Below are 15,955 nucleotides of genomic sequence, written 5' to 3' on the forward strand. Positions count from 1 at the left end.
AACGGAGGCCGCTCCCGCCTAGGAGCCGGGAGCGGCGCGACTGACTTACTTGACGTTCTTGACGAACTCAGTCGTGTAGGTCTTGGAAAGATCGATTTGCTTGCCCTTGACGTTCTTGGAGAACTCCGAGAGCACGGCAAGCACGGTCTTCGGGCCATCTTCCGGCATGACGCCGTCAGGCGTGAACATACCCTTGCCCTCGTCGAGAGCCTTGACGTAGCCGTCCTTGTCGCCGACGTAGAAGTCCTTCGGCATCTTGTCGGCGATCTCGGCGGCAGAATGCGTGTTGATGTACTTCAGCGTCTTGACGAAGGCGTTGGCGAGTTTCTGCGCCTCTTCCTTGTGTGCGTCGACCCAGGCGGTTTCCATGTAGAGCGAGGCGGCCGGATAGGTGCCGCCGAGCGCCTTTCGGGTCGATTCGACCGTGCGCATATCGACGAGAACGCTGGCTTCGCCGGTTTTGACCAGGCGCGAAATGGTCGGCTCGGTCGTCATGCCGGCCTGGATTTGATCCTGCTGCATGGCGGCGATGAAGGTGCCGCCGGCACCGACGGGAACGGTAACGACGTCGCCCGGCTGCAGGCCGGCTTTCGAGGCCATGAAGAGGGTCAGGAAGTTGGTGGACGAGCCGAGGCCGGTGACGCCGAGGGTCTTGCCCTTGAAGTCGGCGGGCGACTTGATTTCAGGATGCTTGCTGGAGACCATCTCGACCTCGCCCGGCGCCTGGCTGAACTGGACGATGGATTCGACGAACTTGCCCTTGGCCTGCAGGTCCACGCAGTGGTCGTAGAAGCCGACGACGCCCTGGACGGCGCCTGCCAGCAGCTGGTTTTCAGCATCGACGCCGGCAGCTTCGTTCAGCAGTTCGACATCGAGGCCCTCGTCCTTGAAGTAACCGAGGGATTCGGCGAGTTTGGCGGGCAGATAGATCTGCTTCTCATAGCCGCCGACCATGATGGTGATCTTGTCGGCCGCATGGGCAGCTGTTGAAGCAAAGGATGCCGCGGTCAGCAGTGCGGAAAAAGCGACGGTGTGAAAAAGGCTGCGTGAAGAACGCATTGATATCTCCTCCTGGTGGTGTGACTGCATCGTCGTCTCGCCACTTCGACCGTGTCTCCTCCACGATGCTGGCCTTTCCTATGACCTCGAAGCTTTCAATTAGCTTTCAGCCGCAGACGGGATAGCCAGTCCGTCCCTGCATCCCGCTGATGTGCGCCGTGCAGGGTCGATCACAATAAAGGCGGCTGCGCAAACCTGCCAGCAGCTTCGTTCCCGACGCCATGTTCGGATGGCGGGTTGGCTGATGATTTCCGGAAAACCTTGAGTGCTGGCAGCGCTTCTGGCAGTCGTCAGCTCGTAAAGCTCCGCAGATCCTTCAGCAGGTTCCGATATCTGGCCTGGCTGCCGACCAGATGCTCGCGCATGGCGTTGCGGGCGGCCTGATCATCCCTGTCCGAGATCGCCATGACGATCGCTTCGTGTTCCCTGTGGATCAGCTTTCGGTAAGCGGTCTGCTCGGCGGTTCTCGTTTCCGGAACGAGCCGCGACTGCGGGATGATCACGGTTCCCTGCGATTCCAGGAAGTGTTTGAACAGCGGGTTGTTCGTCGCCTCGGCGATCGCCACATGGAGATCGAGATCCGCCTCGCGGATGGATTGATCCGTCTCGATGCGCTGGAGGATTTTCCGGTGGCATTCGAAGATCGCCTCCTCCTGCGCCGGCGAGCGGCGCAAGGCGGCAAGTCCCGCCGCCTCGATTTCGACGGGTGTTCGGATTTCGAGTACTTCCAGATCGGAGGCGACGCGGGCCTTGTCGAGTTTTCGGCCTGACAGCGCCGGATCGGCGCCGATCACGAAAATGCCGGCACCCTGACGCACTTCGACCAGTCCGTCGGAACGAAGTGCGGCCACGGCCTCGCGCACCACGGTGCGGCTGACACTATGCGTCTCGGTCAGCTCATGCTCACTCGGAAGCTTGTCGCCGGCGGAATACTGGCCGCTGAGGATGGCTTGCCGAAGGCTTTCGCCGACCTGTGAGACCAGCGATCCCGTGCCTCTGCTGCGATCCTTCATCTGCATAGCCACGCCTTGACCCCCGCTCCGGCTTTGATCCGGATGCTGCCAAGGTCGGTGACATGTGACATCCTGATTCATCACACATGTATGACAAATTTCCCTTTCTTTCAATGGAGGAAAAGAGCGCTAACATTCATGGGGTTCGACATTGGACATAATCGGAACCAATCACTATGATTGATCATGATTGAAGGAGGTTTTGATGGAAACCAAAGTGCTGACTGCGCATGTTCCCCTGCCCCTTGCGCAAAAGGTCGATCAACTCGCCGCAAGGCTTGAGCGCTCGCGCGGCTGGATCGTCAAGCAGGCGCTGACGGCATGGATCGATCAGGAGGAGGAGCGTCGCCGTTTGACGCTGGAAGCGCTGGCTGATGTGGATGAAGGCAAAGTGGTCGATCATCAGTCCGTCCAGGCCTGGGCCGATAGTCTCGACAGTGACGCGCCGGTTTCGTTGCCTCGCTAATGGAACTCAAATGGACGAGCAAAGCGGTCTCGGACATTGACCGCCTCTATGCCTTTCTCGCTCCGGTCAATCGACAGGCGGCGGCTCGGACTGTGCAGGCCTTGACGGCAGCGCCGCTGCGACTGCTTGAGCAGCCGCGCCTTGGCGAGCGGCTGGAGGAGTTCGATCCTCGGGAGGTCCGCCGCATTCTCGTTGGTCACTACGAGCTACGTTATGAAATACGGCAGTCGGCCATCTATGTATTGCGGCTCTGGCATACGCGTGAAGACCGGTAAAAACGAACAGGGTTGGGCACGTTATTGAAAGTGTCCTCCAGAGGCGCTGCCGGCTGAGAGTTGCTCAAAGCCGCCTGGTCGACTCCCCGCGCACGAATCTCGGCGTCAGGATAAAATCCCGCGGCGGCTCGGCGGCGGCTTCGGGGCTTGATATTCTTGCCAGCAGGCGCTGGGCTGCGAGTTCGCCGAGCTTCTGGGCATCCTGCACGACCATGGTGATGCGCGGGGTGATGACGTTGCTCCAGGGCACGTCGTCGACCATCGCCAAAGACACGTCGTCGGGGCAGCGGAAGCCCATTTCCTGCATCACCTGCAGTGCCGCCAGGCCCATCATGTTGTTGGCGCCGATGATGGCGGTCGGGCGGTCGCGCCGTGTCAGCAGCCGCATCGCCTGTGCATGGCCGCCGGTCCTGGTGTAGCCGCCTTCCACCACCAGCGAGGGGTCGATATCCGCCCCGGCGGCGGACATCGTATCCATAAAACCCTTCAGGCGCTCATCGGCGGTATGCAGGCCGGAAGGGCCGGAAATGAAACCGATGCGGCGGTGGCCGAGCTGCAGCAGATGCTCCGTCAGGATGGTCGTCGTCAGCGGATTGTCGGAGCCGACGAAATCGCGTTCCGCGCCCTCCACCTTCTGGTCGAACATCACGATCGGGGTCTTGAAGTCGCGCAGGAAGGCGGCGTATTCCGCGCCGTGGCCGTTTGTCGCCAGCGCAATGCCGGCGATCTTCTGCGCTTCCATCCGCTCCAACAGCGCCCGTTCGAGTTCGGCCCGGCCGGAAGAATCGGCGATCAGGACGAAATAGCCGTGGTCGAGCGCCTGGTGCTCGATCTCCCGGCGGATGTCGCCGAAGAACATGTTGCCGAGATTGGCTGAGACGAAACCGATCAGCGAACTGCGGCCGCGCGCCAGCGTCTGGGCGACCGGATCGATGCGGTAGCCCGTCGATTTGATCGCCTGCTGGATTCGGTCGAGCGTCTCGGCGCCGACCCGTTTCGGGCTGTTGAGCGCGAGCGAGACGGTCGAGATCGAAACTCCCGCCAGGCGCGCGACATCTCGTATGGTCGTCATGTCTATCGAACCGGTTCTAAAGCCTTGTTATGTCAGTTTCTATTTTCCGGTGCAACAGACTTGTCGGAAATGACCTCTCGAAGCAGGGAAAACTTTTCAGTAGCGGTTGTGGTGGAATCGGCTTGACAGGCGGGACATCAAGGAAGATGTTCACTCACCGAACCGGTTCGATATGATGTCGAGCCGGAAAACAGGGAGGAGAAACCTGTGACGAGTTCGGAGCGCCAGCCGCAAAATCCGGTATCGGGAGTGGGCAAGCACGCCTGGTTCAGCCATGACAGACTGGGCATGTTCATCCATTGGGGCCTCTATGCTCTGGGAGCCCGGCACGAGTGGCTGAAGAACCGCGAAGAGCTGACCGACGATCATTACCAGCGCTATTTCGACAATTTCGATCCCGATCTTTACGAGCCCAAGGAGTGGGCCCGGCGGGCGCGTCTTGCCGGCATGAAGTATGTCGTGGTGACGACCAAGCATCACGAGGGTTTCTGCCTGTGGGACAGCAAGGTCACCGACTACAAGGCGCCGAACACGCCCTGCGGCAGAGATCTGCTGACGCCGCTGGTCGAGGCATTTCGCGCCGAGGGGCTGAAGATCGGCTTCTATTATTCGCTGCTCGACTGGCACCATCCTGATTTTCCGATCGACGTCCACCATCCTCTCCGCAACCATCCCGAGGCCAAGGCGCTGAATGCGGGCCGCAACATCGCTAACTACGCCGCCTATATGCGCGAACAGGTGCGCGAACTTCTGACCGGCTTCGGCCGCATCGATATCATCTGGTTCGATTTCAGCTATCCCGGCCGCGAATATCTCGGCCTGCCCGGCAAGGGGCGTGCCGACTGGGAGAGCGAGCGGCTGATCGGGCTGGTGCGCGAGCTGCAGCCCGAAATCATCGTCAACAACCGCCTCGACCTGCCGCCGGGCAAGCTGCCCGACGTGACGACGCCGGAGCAATATACGCCGCGCGTGGCGCCTGCCATTGCCAGCCAGGGGGTGCTCTGGGAAGCGTGCCACACCTTCAGCGGCTCCTGGGGCTATCACCGCGACGAGGATAGCTGGAAGAGCCCGGAACAGATCATCCAGCTGCTGATCGATTCTGTCGCGCTCGGCGGCAACCTGCTGATGAATGTCGGCCCGACCGGCCGCGGCACCTTCGATGCGCGCGCTGTCGATGCGCTCGAGGTCTACCAGAACTGGATGGCCGTCAACGCCCGCTCCATCTACGGCGCCGGGCCATCGGAGCTGCCGGTACCGGCCGGATGCCGCTACACCCAGCGCGGCAACCGTCTCTATTTGCATGTCTACAACTGGCCTTACCGCCACATCCACATCGAAGGCCTCGCCGACAGGATCGCCTATGCGCAGTTCCTGCATGACGCCAGCGAAGTGCGCTGGCTCAGTCATACCAAGGATGTGGATTCCAATATCGGCGTGATGGTGCCGGAAGGCATGATCACGCTCGAACTGCCGGTCCGGCGGCCTGACGTTGCCGTGCCGGTGATCGAGATCGTCCTCAAGGCGTGAACTCGGTCGCATCCGCGTGTTCATTGCGTCATGGAGGGAGGAGAAACCCATGAAGGTTCTGAAGAAAACGCTTTTGCTTGCCGCAATCGGCGGCAGTCTTTTGGCGACCACCGCATCGGCCGAGCAGGTGAACCTGACCTGGCAGATGTGGACCGGTTCCGATGCCGATACCAAGGGTTGGCAGCATCTGGCCGACATGGTCACCGCCAAATATCCCGATATCAAGGTCACGCTGACGACGACGGGCTGGGTCGACTATTGGACGCGGCTGCCGGTGCTGGCGGCGTCCGGCCAGCTTGCCGACATCGTTTCCATGCAGTCGCTGCGCATGCCGAATTTCTATTCGCTGCTCGAGCCTCTGAATGACCGGATCGCGGCCGACAAGTTCGATGTCGGTGCCTTCACCCCCTCGATCATCGGCGGCATGTCCGTCGACAAACAGCTCTACGGCCTGCCCTATGACGTCGGTCCGTGGGTCATCTATTATAACCAGGACGCGCTCGAAGCCGCCGGGATTCCGCTGCCGAAGCCGGGCTGGACGCTTGCCGAATTCACCGATGCCGCCAAGAAGCTGACCAAGGACGGCAAATACGGCTTCGGCATCACCCCGCAGAACTATTCGGTCCTGGCGTCGGCCTGGGGCGATAAATATGTCAACGATTCAGGCGCGCTCGATCTGACCAATCCGGGCGCCATTGCCGCCGCCGAGAGGGTGATCGGCTTTGCCGCCAAGGACAAGATCGCGCCGCTGGTGCCGTCGAGTGCCGATGCCGGCACGGTCATCCAGGGCCGGTTCTATTCGGGCAATGTCGCCATGTATGTCGATGGTCCATGGTCGATCATCGGCATGAAGGACAAGGTCAAGTTCAAAATCGGTTCCACTTCCCTCCCGCGCGCAGAGGCGGAGCTTACGGCCGTCACGGCGGGCTCAGGTTTCGGCATCGCCACGACGAGCAAGAACAAGGATGCGGCCTGGAAGGCGATCCAGGTGCTGACCAGCCCCGAGGCATTGCAATATCTCGCCGAGCAGGGCCGCGCGCTGCCGGCGCGCACGGCCTCGCAATCCTCCTGGTACAAGGTGGCGGCCAAGGACATCACCAATGGCGGCGAGGCCATCGACTATTCCCTGGCGCATTCCGTGCCCTACGTGATCACCAACAACTGGGCGGCGGTGGAAAACCTCTTCAACCAGTATTTCCCGCCGGCCTTCGGCGGCAGCGCCGACGCCAAGCAGACGATGGAGTCGATCCAGAGTCTCGCGCAGCAATAATGCATGTCGCCCGTAAGTGTGCCGCGGTTCCGGGACAACGACATGCGCGAAAACAAGAGGTTAAAGCGCGGCGGCAGGATTGCCGCGCAGGGAGGAAGACATGTCGCAAAGCGCCGTCGCCGAAATTTCCCTGCAGCCCGGTCGGCCGCGGCGCTTTCTGAAGCCTGAGACGCAGACGGCCATGCTGTTCCTGCTGCCGAGTTTTCTCGGCTTCATGATCTTCATGGCCCTGCCGATCCTGGCGTCGCTGGCGCTCTCCTTCACAAACTGGCAGCTGATCTCGACGCCGTCCTTCGTCGGTCTTCAGAATTATATCAAGCTCTTCACCGTCGATCCGGCCTTCTACACCATCCTCAGAAACACGCTGTTTTTCGCCGTCGAATATCTGGCGGTGAACATCATCGTCTCGCTGATGCTGGCGGTTTGGATATCCAGCCTGAAGCGCGGCAAGGCGATCTTCCGGGTGATTTTCTTTCTGCCGACCTTCACCCCGACGATTGCCGCTTCGGTGGTGTGGCTGCTGATCTTCACGCCGGACGGGCTCGCCGACAGCGTCATCCGTTCGCTCGGCCTCGGCCTGCCGAATTTCCTGCTGAGTTCGGCCTGGGCGATGCAGGCGGTCGTGATCGTCACGCTCTGGGCCAATGTCGGCTACAACGTCGTGATGTTCAACGCCGCGCTCGATCTGGTGCCGAAACACTATCTCGAGGCGGCGACGATCGACGGTGCCAATGCCTGGCAGCGCTTCTGGCGCATCCGTCTGCCGCTGATCTCGCCGACCGTGTTCTTTGCCACCGTGATGACGGCGATCACCTCGCTGCAGGTCTTCGACGAAATCTTCGCGATGACGCGCGGCGGTCCGGGCTCGGCGACGGCGACGCTGGGCTTTGCCATCTACCAGAAGGGCTTCACCAACTTCCAGATGGGCTATGCTTCCGCTCTCGCCTGGGTGATGTTCGTCATGATCATGGCGCTCACCATCCTGCAGTTCCACATGCAGCGCAAATGGGTGCATTATGACGACTGACCCGACCTCACGGCATCCTTATTCCGTCTCTGCGGGCCGGCATCGCATCCTGCGGCGCATCGGCAGCTTTTTGAGTTATGCCGGACTTTCGCTGATCGCGCTGCTTTTCCTCTTCCCCTTCTTCTGGATGGTGTCGAACGCGGTGCGCTCCAATACCGAAGTGATGGCCGTGCCGGTCCGCATCTTCCCCGAGGAGTATCATTGGGGCACCTTCGTCGAGGCGCTGGTGTCCCTGCCGTTCGGCACCTTCCTGCTGAATTCCGTCGTGGTCGCCTGCGGCGTCACGGCGATCGTGATTGCGGTATCCTGCCTTTCCGCCTACGCCTTCGCCCGGCTCAGCTTTCCCGGCCGCGAAGGGCTGCTGCTCACCTATCTCAGCACGCTGATGATCCCGCAGGTGATGCTGGTCATTCCGCTCTTCCTCGTCGTCAGCAAGCTCGGCTGGATCAACACCTATCACGGCATGATCCTGCCGGTCGCCTTCTCCTCTTTCGGCACCTTCCTGCTGCGGCAGTTCATCCTCGGCATTCCCAAGGATCTCGATGAGGCGGCGATGATGGACGGCGCTTCGCGGCTGCGCATTCTGGTCAAGATCATCGTGCCGCTTGCCATGCCGGCGATCGGCTTGCTCGCGCTTTTTACCTTCATCGCCCAGTGGAAGAGTTTCCTGTGGCCGCTGATCGCCACCAGCGGGGTGGAAAAAGCCACGCTGCCGCTCGGGCTCACTTTGTTCCAGACGCAGCAGGGCACGGCGTGGAACTACATCATGGCGGGCGCGACGATCTCCATGCTGCCCGGCGTCATCCTGGCCATCGTGCTGCAGCGGGTGATCTACCGCGGCATCACCGTCAGCTCCGGCTTCGGCGGAAGATAATTCCAGTTAAACAAAGGCTTGAAGGCGCCGCATCAAGTTCGTCTCGATGTCCTTCAAGTCCGACCGAGCGCCGCCGAAGAACGCGCTTCTGCCGCCGCTAGATCATTTCCGCGCGCTTAACTTTCGCTTCACGTCGAAAAGTAAAATTTAACCAAGATTTGAAATAACGCGTTCATATTTGAATTGCACAGGGGAATTCATGAAAACCGCCACGCTTGCATCCATCGCCCTGGTGATATCGGTCACTGTTGCCAATGCGCAGACGATCGGGGTTTCGATGACCAATCTCGACAAGTTCAGACAGATGCTTGTGAACGGCGTCGTCTCGCACGGGAAGACGATATCAGGCCTCAAGCTCGTCACCGAGAATGCCAATGGCGACAATGAGCTGCAGAAGAAGCAGGTTCAGCAGTTCGTCGCCGACAAGGTCGATGCCATTATCATGATGCTGTCTGATGGCGATCTCGGGCCGCAAATGACCAAGATTGCCGCGGATGCCGGCATTCCACTTGTTTACATCAACACGACGCCCTCCAATCTCTTGGACTTGCCGGACAATCAGGTCGTTGTCGCCTCCGATGAGAAAGACTCCGGTACGCTGGAGACGAAGCAAGTATGCTCTCTCCTCAAGGGCAAGGGCCGCGTCGTCGTGCTGATGGGCGAGGTTTTCCATGTGGCCGCCCGCACCCGCACCCAGGACATATCAGATGTCATCGCGACGCCGGAATGCAAAGGTCTTGAGATCGTCGAGCAGCAAGCAGCCTATTGGTCGCGCGATTATGCCGATCAGCAGATGCAGGAATGGCTGGCGGCCGGCGTCAAGTTCGATGCTGTGATCGCCAACAATGACGAGATGGCGCTCGGTGCGATCCGCGCCATGAAGAAAGCCAATATCCCGATGAAGGACGTCGTCGTCGGCGGCGTCGACGCGACCGACGACGCGCTGGCCGCGATGGTGGCGGGCGATCTCGATGTCACCGTTCTCCAGAGCGCCGTCGGGCAGGGCGCAGCTGCGGTCGATGCCGCCATGAAGCTCATCAAAAAGGAGAAGGTGCCGCGCGAAAACAACGTTCCCTTCGAACTCGTCACACCTGAGAACATTGCCCAATACCTGCCGAAGAGCCAGTGAGCATAAGAGGCCTATGATGTTGCATTTCTGGAATAAATTCGGCATTCGCGCGCAGATCACCGCAGGTTTCGTGCCGTTGATCCTGCTGATGAGCCTGCTCACCGTCAGCGCGATCTCCGGCATGAACGGGCTCGCCGCGATCTTCGCCTCCTACCGCGCTACGGCCGGCCAGAGTCTGGCCATCTCCGACTACAGCGACCAGCTGCACGAAATCCAGATGTCGGCGGAGGCTTTCCGCTCGACGCCGACACAGGCTGTCGTCGACAGCTTCCGCGCCGGCGTGAAGGCCTTCGAGGCGGAGGATCCGCGTTTTGCCGGCAATAAGGACCTGCAGGCCGGTCTCGCCGTCATCCGCCAGGATATTGCGGCCTACGGCAAGGCATTCGAACAGATCGTCTCTCTTCAGGCCCGGCGCGACATCTTGATTTCCAAGGTGACCGAATTCGGCCCCTGGACCAGCATCGCGCTCAACGACGTCGTGCGCAGCGCCTGGCGCCAGAACGACGTGGCGCTGCTGCAGATGACGGCGGCGACGCTGGAAGCCTTGAACCGCAGCCTCTATTTCTCCGAGCGCTTTGTGCATTCCGATGATTTCCCCGCCTATGACACGGCGCAGGCCGCACTCGCCGAGGCGGTCGCGCTCAACGACGCTGCCGCCAAGGCCGCCAAAAACGAGTTGCAGAAGAAGCGCCTGATGGGCGCCGGCCAGCTCATGCAGAACTACACCGCCCGTCTCGGCGACATGAAGGAGGTGCTTCAGGCCTCCGGCAATATCCGCCAGACGCAACTTGGCCTGCTCGCGCCGAAAATATCAGGTGAATTCCGGGATCTGCAGGCGACCGTGACGGGCGCCCAGAAGAACCTGGACGGTTCGGTGGACGCAACGGTTGCCTCCGCAACCAGCACGACGCTCGTCATCAGCGGGTTACTGATCGTCATCGGTCTCGTGCTCTCCTATTTCGTCGGCCGGCTGATTTCCTCGGCGGTCCGTAACATGGCGCAGTCGATGGAAAAGCTTGCCCGCGGCGAGGAAGGCATCGCGATCACCGGCGTCGAGCACCGCCACGAACTGGGAGCCATGGCGCGTTCGCTGAAGGTTTTCCAGGAGACGGGCCGCGCGAAGCTGATTGCCGAAGCCAATGCCGAACGCGCCCGCCTGGCCGCCGAAGAAGAGCGGCTGCGCCAGGAGGCCGAGCGGCTTTCCGATGCGCAGGTGATGGAACATGCCTTCCGGCAGATTTCCGTCGGTCTCGACGCGTTGTCGAAGGGTGATCTCACCGTCCGCGTCGGCGATGTCGACCATCGTTACGTCAGGATCCGGGATCATTTCAACAACTCGGTCGCGAGCCTCGAGGAGGCGGTCGACTCTGTCATCCGCGCGGTCGCCACCATCCGGTCCGGTCTGTCGGAAATCTCCACAGCCTCCAACGATCTCGCCCGCCGCACCGAGCAGCAGGCAGCGTCGCTGGAAGAAACGGTTGCCGCACTCGGAGACGTCACCCGCGGCGTCAACGGCACGGCGGAGGGCGCAGGCCGCGCCCAGGCTGTCGTGGCGACGGCCCGCACCAATGCTGAAAAGGGCGGCGAGATCGTCGCCCGCGCCATCGACGCGATGACGGAAATTCAAAATTCGTCGTCGAAGATCGGCAACATCATCAGCGTCATCGACGAAATCGCCTTCCAGACCAACCTGCTGGCGCTCAATGCCGGCGTCGAAGCGGCGCGTGCCGGTGAAGCCGGTAAGGGCTTTGCGGTGGTCGCCCAGGAAGTGCGCGAACTCGCCCAGCGTTCCGCCAATGCGGCGAGGGAGATCAAGCAGCTGATCTCGACCTCCTCGGCGCAGGTCAAAACCGGTGTCCAGCTGGTCGGCGAATCCGGCCTCTCGCTCGAACAGATCGTCGAGCAGGTCACCGCGATGAATGCGACCGTCGCCGAAATCGCCGTTGCCGCCCGCGAACAGGCGACCAGCCTGCGCGAGGTCTCGGCCGCCGGCGACCAGATGGACAAGGTGACGCAGCAGAATGCCGCGATGGTCGAAGAAACCACGGCCGCCGCCCAGAGCCTGACCCAGGAAACCGAAAGCCTTGCCGAGTTGCTGCGGCGCTTCAAAACCGGCAGCGGCCGGGCATCGGAGCAGCGGTATTACGCCATGGCGTCCTGAAGTCGTGATGAAGCCGTCAATTGCTCCCGCCGAGGCTAAGTCCGGCGGGAGCAGCGTTTTCAGCGAAGCTCGGAGGCTTCGGTAAGCTCGTGGTGCTAACGGGGAAGGGCCGCGAGCCGTTCACCGCTGCCATGCACCTCCAGGCCCCTTTGGGCGAGCGGCCCGGCGGAAGGCCTCGAAATCACCAACATCAGACGACCCACCGGGTCATGAAGGCACTTCTCCAGAAGCTGGAGAGGAACGAAGGCGGCGAGGAGCTGATGGTTTCAGAGACGCGCTTCACGCGTCTTAGGTCAAAGGCACATATGCGTAGGTTCTGTCGCCGTTGTCGTGCACATGCCCGAGCCCAGGAAACGGCAAGTGCGCGCCGCCGATCATGTACCGGTTCCGGGCGGCATCGTCGAAGACCCGCAGGTGTTCCTGTTCGGCCGCTACCTGGTCGACATCGTATCCGATCGTCACCGTTGGATCGGCAAACTGGACTGAGGCGACATGGACAATATCGCCCCACACCAGGAGCTTTTCGCCCCTGCTCTCTACCTCGTACATCGTGTGTCCCGGAGTATGCCCATAGGCCGGCCGCGCTCGGATTCCCGGAGTCAGGTCAGCGCTGCCCTCGAACGTATCGAGTTTGCCCACTTTCATATAGGCGGACAACGAAGTCGTAGCGGCGTCGAAGAAGCGCTTCGCCTCGGCGGGGGCGGCACGCATGTTTTCCTCGCTCAGCCAGTAATCCGTGTCGCGCCGGTCCGCGCGAACGACAGCGTTGGGAAAAGTCCGCTCATTTCCCGACATCAACCCACCGATGTGATCGGTATGCATATGCGTCAGATAGACCTCGTCCACCTGCTCCGGCCGGTAGCCTGAGGCGCGAAGATTGTTCAGCAGCTTGCCGGTATGTGGGCCTAGCAGAGTGCCGGCGCCTGCGTCGACCAGCACCAGCTTCTCACCCGTGTTGATAAGAAAGGAATTGTGAGAAGTCTCCACCTGTTCTCCGAGAAAGCCGCTTTTCAGAGCGTCGGCAATTCGCGAGGGATTGCCTTGCAGCAATTTCATGGCCGCGAGTGGATTTTTGCCGTCGGACAGCACCGTGACTTCATAGTCACCAACCATCAAACGACGGAATTCCGGAGCCTCGCTCTTGACCATCGGAGCGTCGGCAAACAGGGGGCCGGGCATGGCGCACCCTATGCAGAGGCACGACGCGATGAGGAGGGAGCGGCGCGTGGGATCGATCGGTCGGTTCTTCATCGTGTTGGTCTCCTTGGCGGCCGTTACCGATTGGTGGCGCGATGACGCGAATATTCGGGAGGATGAAGTGTCGTCGGCCCCAGTCCGGAATGCGCACAGGTTGCACCGGCGCTATACATCCGTCTAATTCAGAGTTCGACGGTACCATTATAACAAGCATGAATGATGGCAGGAGCGAACCCGCTCCTCAGTTCGTCATCGCCGGCAATTCACCAATCGATTTCTTCCCATCGCCATAGAACATGCGGGTGTTCTCCTTGAAGAACAGCGGATTCTCGATGCCGGAATAGCCGGTCCCCGGTCCTCGCTTGGAGACGAACAGCTGCTTTGCCTTCCACACTTCGAGAGCCGACATGCCGGCGATCGGTGAATTGGAATCTTCCTGACTCTCGAGTTGACGATGTCGTTGGAGCCGATGACGATGGCCACATCGGTTTCGTGGAAGTCCTCGTTGATCTCGTCCCTCTCAAGCACGATGTCGCGGCCGCTCAGCTGGCATAGAAGTTCAGCTTCCTCGGTCGTATAGCGGCGATGACAGGGTTGATTGGCATCGGCATTTCAAGGATCGTTGGCTTGATTGCCCACTATTTGATCGCAAATCACCACGCAACATCCCGATGTCTTGCTGCTGTCAATCGCCATGCCACATGGAGTCGCCTCCGGGCTTTTCTGCTGCCGCCAGCTCTCTGGCCGACCTGGCGCGGCAAGGAGACTTTATTTTGAGACAGCGGTGGTGGCGTTGGCTCGATGGGAGTCACGGTACATGGAACCTAGAACGATCTTCAACAGGACACCGGGCGCCCCGTCCTTAAGGAAGCTGGAAATACCGCTATATGTCAGTTCAAGGACTATGCCGCCGATGTAGAATGCACTGGCAGGTGGCCGCGGTGCCAGACCTAATTTTCGGATAAGGATGTTTCCTACGCCCTCCCATTGATCCCGGAAAAGCTTGATTTGGCGGTCCCCCAACATTTCGTCATCTTGCGCCCTGCGCAGCAACTCGATGGCAAGCAAGCCCCACCTCCGGTCTCCTCCCCGTTCGCTCGCCCAGTTCGCCAACACATCGATCAGCTCTTCCGGATTGTCGTATTTGTCCAGAAGCTCGGTCAATTCCGCGACGTCGCGACCTGCATTGTCTTCAAGGAGCTGAATGAAAATGTCCTCTTTGCTTACAAAATTCGAATAAAACGCTCCTTTGGAAAACCCAGCGTCCTCGGCGATGCGTTCGATCGAAGCTCCGCCGTAACCAAACCGGGCCATTATCTGATAAGCGGATTCGAGAAGTTTGTTTCTCGTACGTGCTTGACTTTGCTCACGCGTTAATCGTGCCATTCGCTTTTCCTACCGATGCGGATCCAGACGCCTCAGCGAATTCTCCTCAGTTCGTCATTGCCAGCAATTCACCAATCGACTTCTTCGCATCGCCGTAAAACATGCGGGTGTTCTCCTTGAAGAACAGCGGGTTCTCGATGCCGGAATAGCCGGTTCCTTGGCCGCGCTTGGAAACGAACACCTGCTTTGCCTTCCAGACCTCGAGCACGGGCATGCCTGCGATCGGCGAATTCGGGTCTTCCAGAGCGGCCGGATTGACGATGTCGTTGGAGCCGATGACGATGACCACATCGGTTTCGTGGAAGTCGTCGTTGATCTCGTCCATCTCGAGCACGATGTCGTAAGGGACCTTGGCCTCGGCAAGCAGCACGTTCATGTGCCCGGGCAGGCGTCCGGCAACCGGATGGATGGCGAAGCGGACGCTCTTGCCGGCGGCGAGCAGCTTGCGGGTGAGTTCGGAAACAGCCTGTTGCGCCTGAGCCACTGCCATGCCGTAGCCGGGCACGATGATGACGCTGTCGGCATCGTTGAGTGCCGCCGCCACGCCATCGGCATCGATGGCGATCTGCTCGCCGACGATCTCCATTTGCGGTCCGCCGGTCGCGCCGAAGCCGCCGAGAATGACCGAGCTGAAGGAGCGGTTCATCGCCTTGCACATGATGTAGGAAAGGATCGCGCCGGAGGAGCCGACCAGGGCGCCGGTGACGATCAGCAGGTCGTTGCCGAGCGAAAAGCCGATCGCCGCCGCGGCCCAGCCGGAATAGGAGTTCAGCATAGAGACGACCACAGGCATGTCGGCGCCGCCGATGCCCATGATCAGGTGATAGCCGATGAAGAAGGCGAGCGCCGTCATCAATCCGAGCGCCCAGATCTCGGCCCCGTTCACATAAGTCAGCATCAGGATCAGCGACAGAAGCGCCGCGCCGGCATTGAGGAGTTGGCCGCCTGTCAGCTTTCTTGCCTTGCTGTCCACCTTGCCGGCGAGCTTGCCGAAGGCGACGACCGAGCCGGTGAAGGTGACCGCGCCGATGAAGATGCCGAGGAAGACCTCGACCTTCATGATCGAAAGTTCCACCGGCGTCTTATGGGCGAGGATGCCGGCGAAACCGTCGAGGGCTGTGCGGGCGGCCTCATCGAGGCCGGCGACGCGGGCAGCCTCGAGATGCGCGCTGAAGCCGATGAACACCGCGGCGAGACCGACGAAGGAATGCAGCGCGGCGACGAGCTGCGGCATCTCGGTCATCTGCACGCGCGAGGCGACATAGTGCCCGAGCACCGAGCCGCCGGCAATCATCAGCGCGATGACCAGCCAGTTGCCGACACCTGGCCCGAATATGGTGGCGATGGCGGCAAGTCCCATGCCCACGATGCCGTACCAGACCGCGCGCTTGGCGCTTTCCTGGCCGGAAAGGCCCCCGAGCGACAGAATGAAGAGAACCGCGGCGGCGATATAGGCGGCCGAGACGATACCGATGGTCATTTTGAGAATCCTTAGCCGC

Annotated in this window: 14 protein-coding genes and 1 pseudogene; 8 read left to right on the forward strand and 7 right to left on the reverse strand. The window is 60.8% G+C overall.

What is annotated here, in order from left to right; all coding sequences use genetic code 11:
• Positions 1 to 45: 45 nt before the first annotated feature.
• Positions 46 to 1,059 carry an ABC transporter substrate-binding protein gene (locus QMO80_RS22575; RefSeq protein ID WP_283200648.1) on the reverse strand — a complete coding sequence of 338 codons (1,014 nt, stop codon included), beginning with the start codon at positions 1,057 to 1,059 and terminating at the stop codon, positions 46 to 48.
• 290 nt (positions 1,060 to 1,349) lie between these two features.
• Complete coding sequence (locus QMO80_RS22580) at positions 1,350 to 2,078, reverse strand: FadR/GntR family transcriptional regulator (protein WP_283200777.1); 729 nt, start codon at positions 2,076 to 2,078, stop codon at positions 1,350 to 1,352.
• A gap of 199 nt (positions 2,079 to 2,277) precedes the next feature.
• Between QMO80_RS22580 and QMO80_RS22585 the strand changes: the two genes are divergently transcribed.
• Both QMO80_RS22585 and QMO80_RS22590 read left to right on the forward strand, forming a co-directional pair.
• On the forward strand, positions 2,278 to 2,538 hold the full coding sequence (locus QMO80_RS22585; RefSeq protein ID WP_049734928.1) for a CopG family ribbon-helix-helix protein: 261 nt from the start codon (positions 2,278 to 2,280) through the stop codon (positions 2,536 to 2,538).
• The gene (locus tag QMO80_RS22590; protein ID WP_283200649.1) at positions 2,538 to 2,813 is read left to right on the forward strand and encodes a type II toxin-antitoxin system RelE/ParE family toxin; all 276 of its coding nucleotides are present in this window, start codon (positions 2,538 to 2,540) and stop codon (positions 2,811 to 2,813) included. Before QMO80_RS22585 ends, QMO80_RS22590 begins: the two co-directional genes overlap by 1 nt.
• A 64-nt stretch (positions 2,814 to 2,877) precedes the next feature.
• Here the strand turns inward: QMO80_RS22590 and QMO80_RS22595 are convergent, their stop codons facing one another.
• Positions 2,878 to 3,885, reverse strand: coding sequence for a LacI family DNA-binding transcriptional regulator (locus tag QMO80_RS22595; protein WP_283200650.1), 1,008 nt, complete (start codon positions 3,883 to 3,885; stop codon positions 2,878 to 2,880).
• A 207-nt stretch (positions 3,886 to 4,092) separates the two neighbouring features.
• Between QMO80_RS22595 and QMO80_RS22600 the strand changes: the two genes are divergently transcribed.
• The 6 genes from QMO80_RS22600 to QMO80_RS22625 all read left to right on the forward strand — a co-directional run bounded on the left by QMO80_RS22600 (position 4,093) and on the right by QMO80_RS22625 (position 11,873).
• Positions 4,093 to 5,412: an alpha-L-fucosidase gene (locus QMO80_RS22600; RefSeq protein WP_283200651.1), complete on the forward strand. Its 1,320-nt coding sequence runs from the start codon at positions 4,093 to 4,095 to the stop codon at positions 5,410 to 5,412.
• A gap of 49 nt (positions 5,413 to 5,461) precedes the next feature.
• Positions 5,462 to 6,682, forward strand: coding sequence for a sugar ABC transporter substrate-binding protein (locus QMO80_RS22605; protein ID WP_283200652.1), 1,221 nt, complete (start codon positions 5,462 to 5,464; stop codon positions 6,680 to 6,682).
• Between the two features lie 100 nt (positions 6,683 to 6,782).
• Positions 6,783 to 7,709, forward strand: coding sequence for a carbohydrate ABC transporter permease (locus QMO80_RS22610; RefSeq protein ID WP_283200653.1), 927 nt, complete (start codon positions 6,783 to 6,785; stop codon positions 7,707 to 7,709).
• Positions 7,699 to 8,583 (forward strand): carbohydrate ABC transporter permease, encoded by an 885-nt coding sequence (locus tag QMO80_RS22615; RefSeq protein ID WP_283200654.1) that lies wholly within the window; start codon positions 7,699 to 7,701, stop codon positions 8,581 to 8,583. Before QMO80_RS22610 ends, QMO80_RS22615 begins: the two co-directional genes overlap by 11 nt.
• A gap of 199 nt (positions 8,584 to 8,782) precedes the next feature.
• Positions 8,783 to 9,712: a substrate-binding domain-containing protein gene (locus tag QMO80_RS22620; RefSeq protein ID WP_283200655.1), complete on the forward strand. Its 930-nt coding sequence runs from the start codon at positions 8,783 to 8,785 to the stop codon at positions 9,710 to 9,712.
• Between the two features lie 16 nt (positions 9,713 to 9,728).
• On the forward strand, positions 9,729 to 11,873 hold the full coding sequence (locus QMO80_RS22625) for a methyl-accepting chemotaxis protein (RefSeq protein WP_283200778.1): 2,145 nt from the start codon (positions 9,729 to 9,731) through the stop codon (positions 11,871 to 11,873).
• Between the two features lie 288 nt (positions 11,874 to 12,161).
• Here the strand turns inward: QMO80_RS22625 and QMO80_RS22630 are convergent, their stop codons facing one another.
• From QMO80_RS22630 to QMO80_RS22645, 4 genes and pseudogenes are all read right to left on the reverse strand, one after another.
• The gene (locus QMO80_RS22630; protein WP_283200656.1) at positions 12,162 to 13,124 is read right to left on the reverse strand and encodes an MBL fold metallo-hydrolase; all 963 of its coding nucleotides are present in this window, start codon (positions 13,122 to 13,124) and stop codon (positions 12,162 to 12,164) included.
• A gap of 187 nt (positions 13,125 to 13,311) precedes the next feature.
• Positions 13,312 to 13,604, reverse strand: a pseudogene (locus QMO80_RS22635) (NAD(P)(+) transhydrogenase (Re/Si-specific) subunit beta); the annotation flags it as partial.
• A gap of 234 nt (positions 13,605 to 13,838) precedes the next feature.
• A complete protein-coding gene (locus QMO80_RS22640; protein WP_283200657.1) occupies positions 13,839 to 14,456 on the reverse strand; it encodes a TetR/AcrR family transcriptional regulator in 618 nt (205 codons plus the stop codon).
• Positions 14,457 to 14,502: 46 nt separating this feature from the next.
• Entirely contained in the window at positions 14,503 to 15,936 is a 1,434-nt protein-coding gene (locus QMO80_RS22645; protein ID WP_283200658.1) for an NAD(P)(+) transhydrogenase (Re/Si-specific) subunit beta, read from the reverse strand.
• Between the last annotated feature and the right edge of the window lie 19 nt (positions 15,937 to 15,955).

The organism is Rhizobium sp. BT03, assembly GCF_030053155.1.
GTDB lineage: Bacteria > Pseudomonadota > Alphaproteobacteria > Rhizobiales > Rhizobiaceae > Rhizobium.

Coding starts and splice junctions, on each gene's coding strand:
- QMO80_RS22575 (WP_283200648.1), bottom strand. CDS start 1,059: ATGCGTTCTTCACGCAGCCTTTTTCACACCGTCGCTTTTTCCGCACTG.
- QMO80_RS22580 (WP_283200777.1), bottom strand. CDS start 2,078: ATGCAGATGAAGGATCGCAGCAGAGGCACGGGATCGCTGGTCTCACAG.
- QMO80_RS22585 (WP_049734928.1), top strand. CDS start 2,278: ATGGAAACCAAAGTGCTGACTGCGCATGTTCCCCTGCCCCTTGCGCAA.
- QMO80_RS22590 (WP_283200649.1), top strand. CDS start 2,538: ATGGAACTCAAATGGACGAGCAAAGCGGTCTCGGACATTGACCGCCTC.
- QMO80_RS22595 (WP_283200650.1), bottom strand. CDS start 3,885: ATGACGACCATACGAGATGTCGCGCGCCTGGCGGGAGTTTCGATCTCG.
- QMO80_RS22605 (WP_283200652.1), top strand. CDS start 5,462: ATGAAGGTTCTGAAGAAAACGCTTTTGCTTGCCGCAATCGGCGGCAGT.
- QMO80_RS22610 (WP_283200653.1), top strand. CDS start 6,783: ATGTCGCAAAGCGCCGTCGCCGAAATTTCCCTGCAGCCCGGTCGGCCG.
- QMO80_RS22615 (WP_283200654.1), top strand. CDS start 7,699: ATGACGACTGACCCGACCTCACGGCATCCTTATTCCGTCTCTGCGGGC.
- QMO80_RS22620 (WP_283200655.1), top strand. CDS start 8,783: ATGAAAACCGCCACGCTTGCATCCATCGCCCTGGTGATATCGGTCACT.
- QMO80_RS22625 (WP_283200778.1), top strand. CDS start 9,729: ATGTTGCATTTCTGGAATAAATTCGGCATTCGCGCGCAGATCACCGCA.
- QMO80_RS22630 (WP_283200656.1), bottom strand. CDS start 13,124: ATGAAGAACCGACCGATCGATCCCACGCGCCGCTCCCTCCTCATCGCG.
- QMO80_RS22640 (WP_283200657.1), bottom strand. CDS start 14,456: ATGGCACGATTAACGCGTGAGCAAAGTCAAGCACGTACGAGAAACAAA.
- QMO80_RS22645 (WP_283200658.1), bottom strand. CDS start 15,936: ATGACCATCGGTATCGTCTCGGCCGCCTATATCGCCGCCGCGGTTCTC.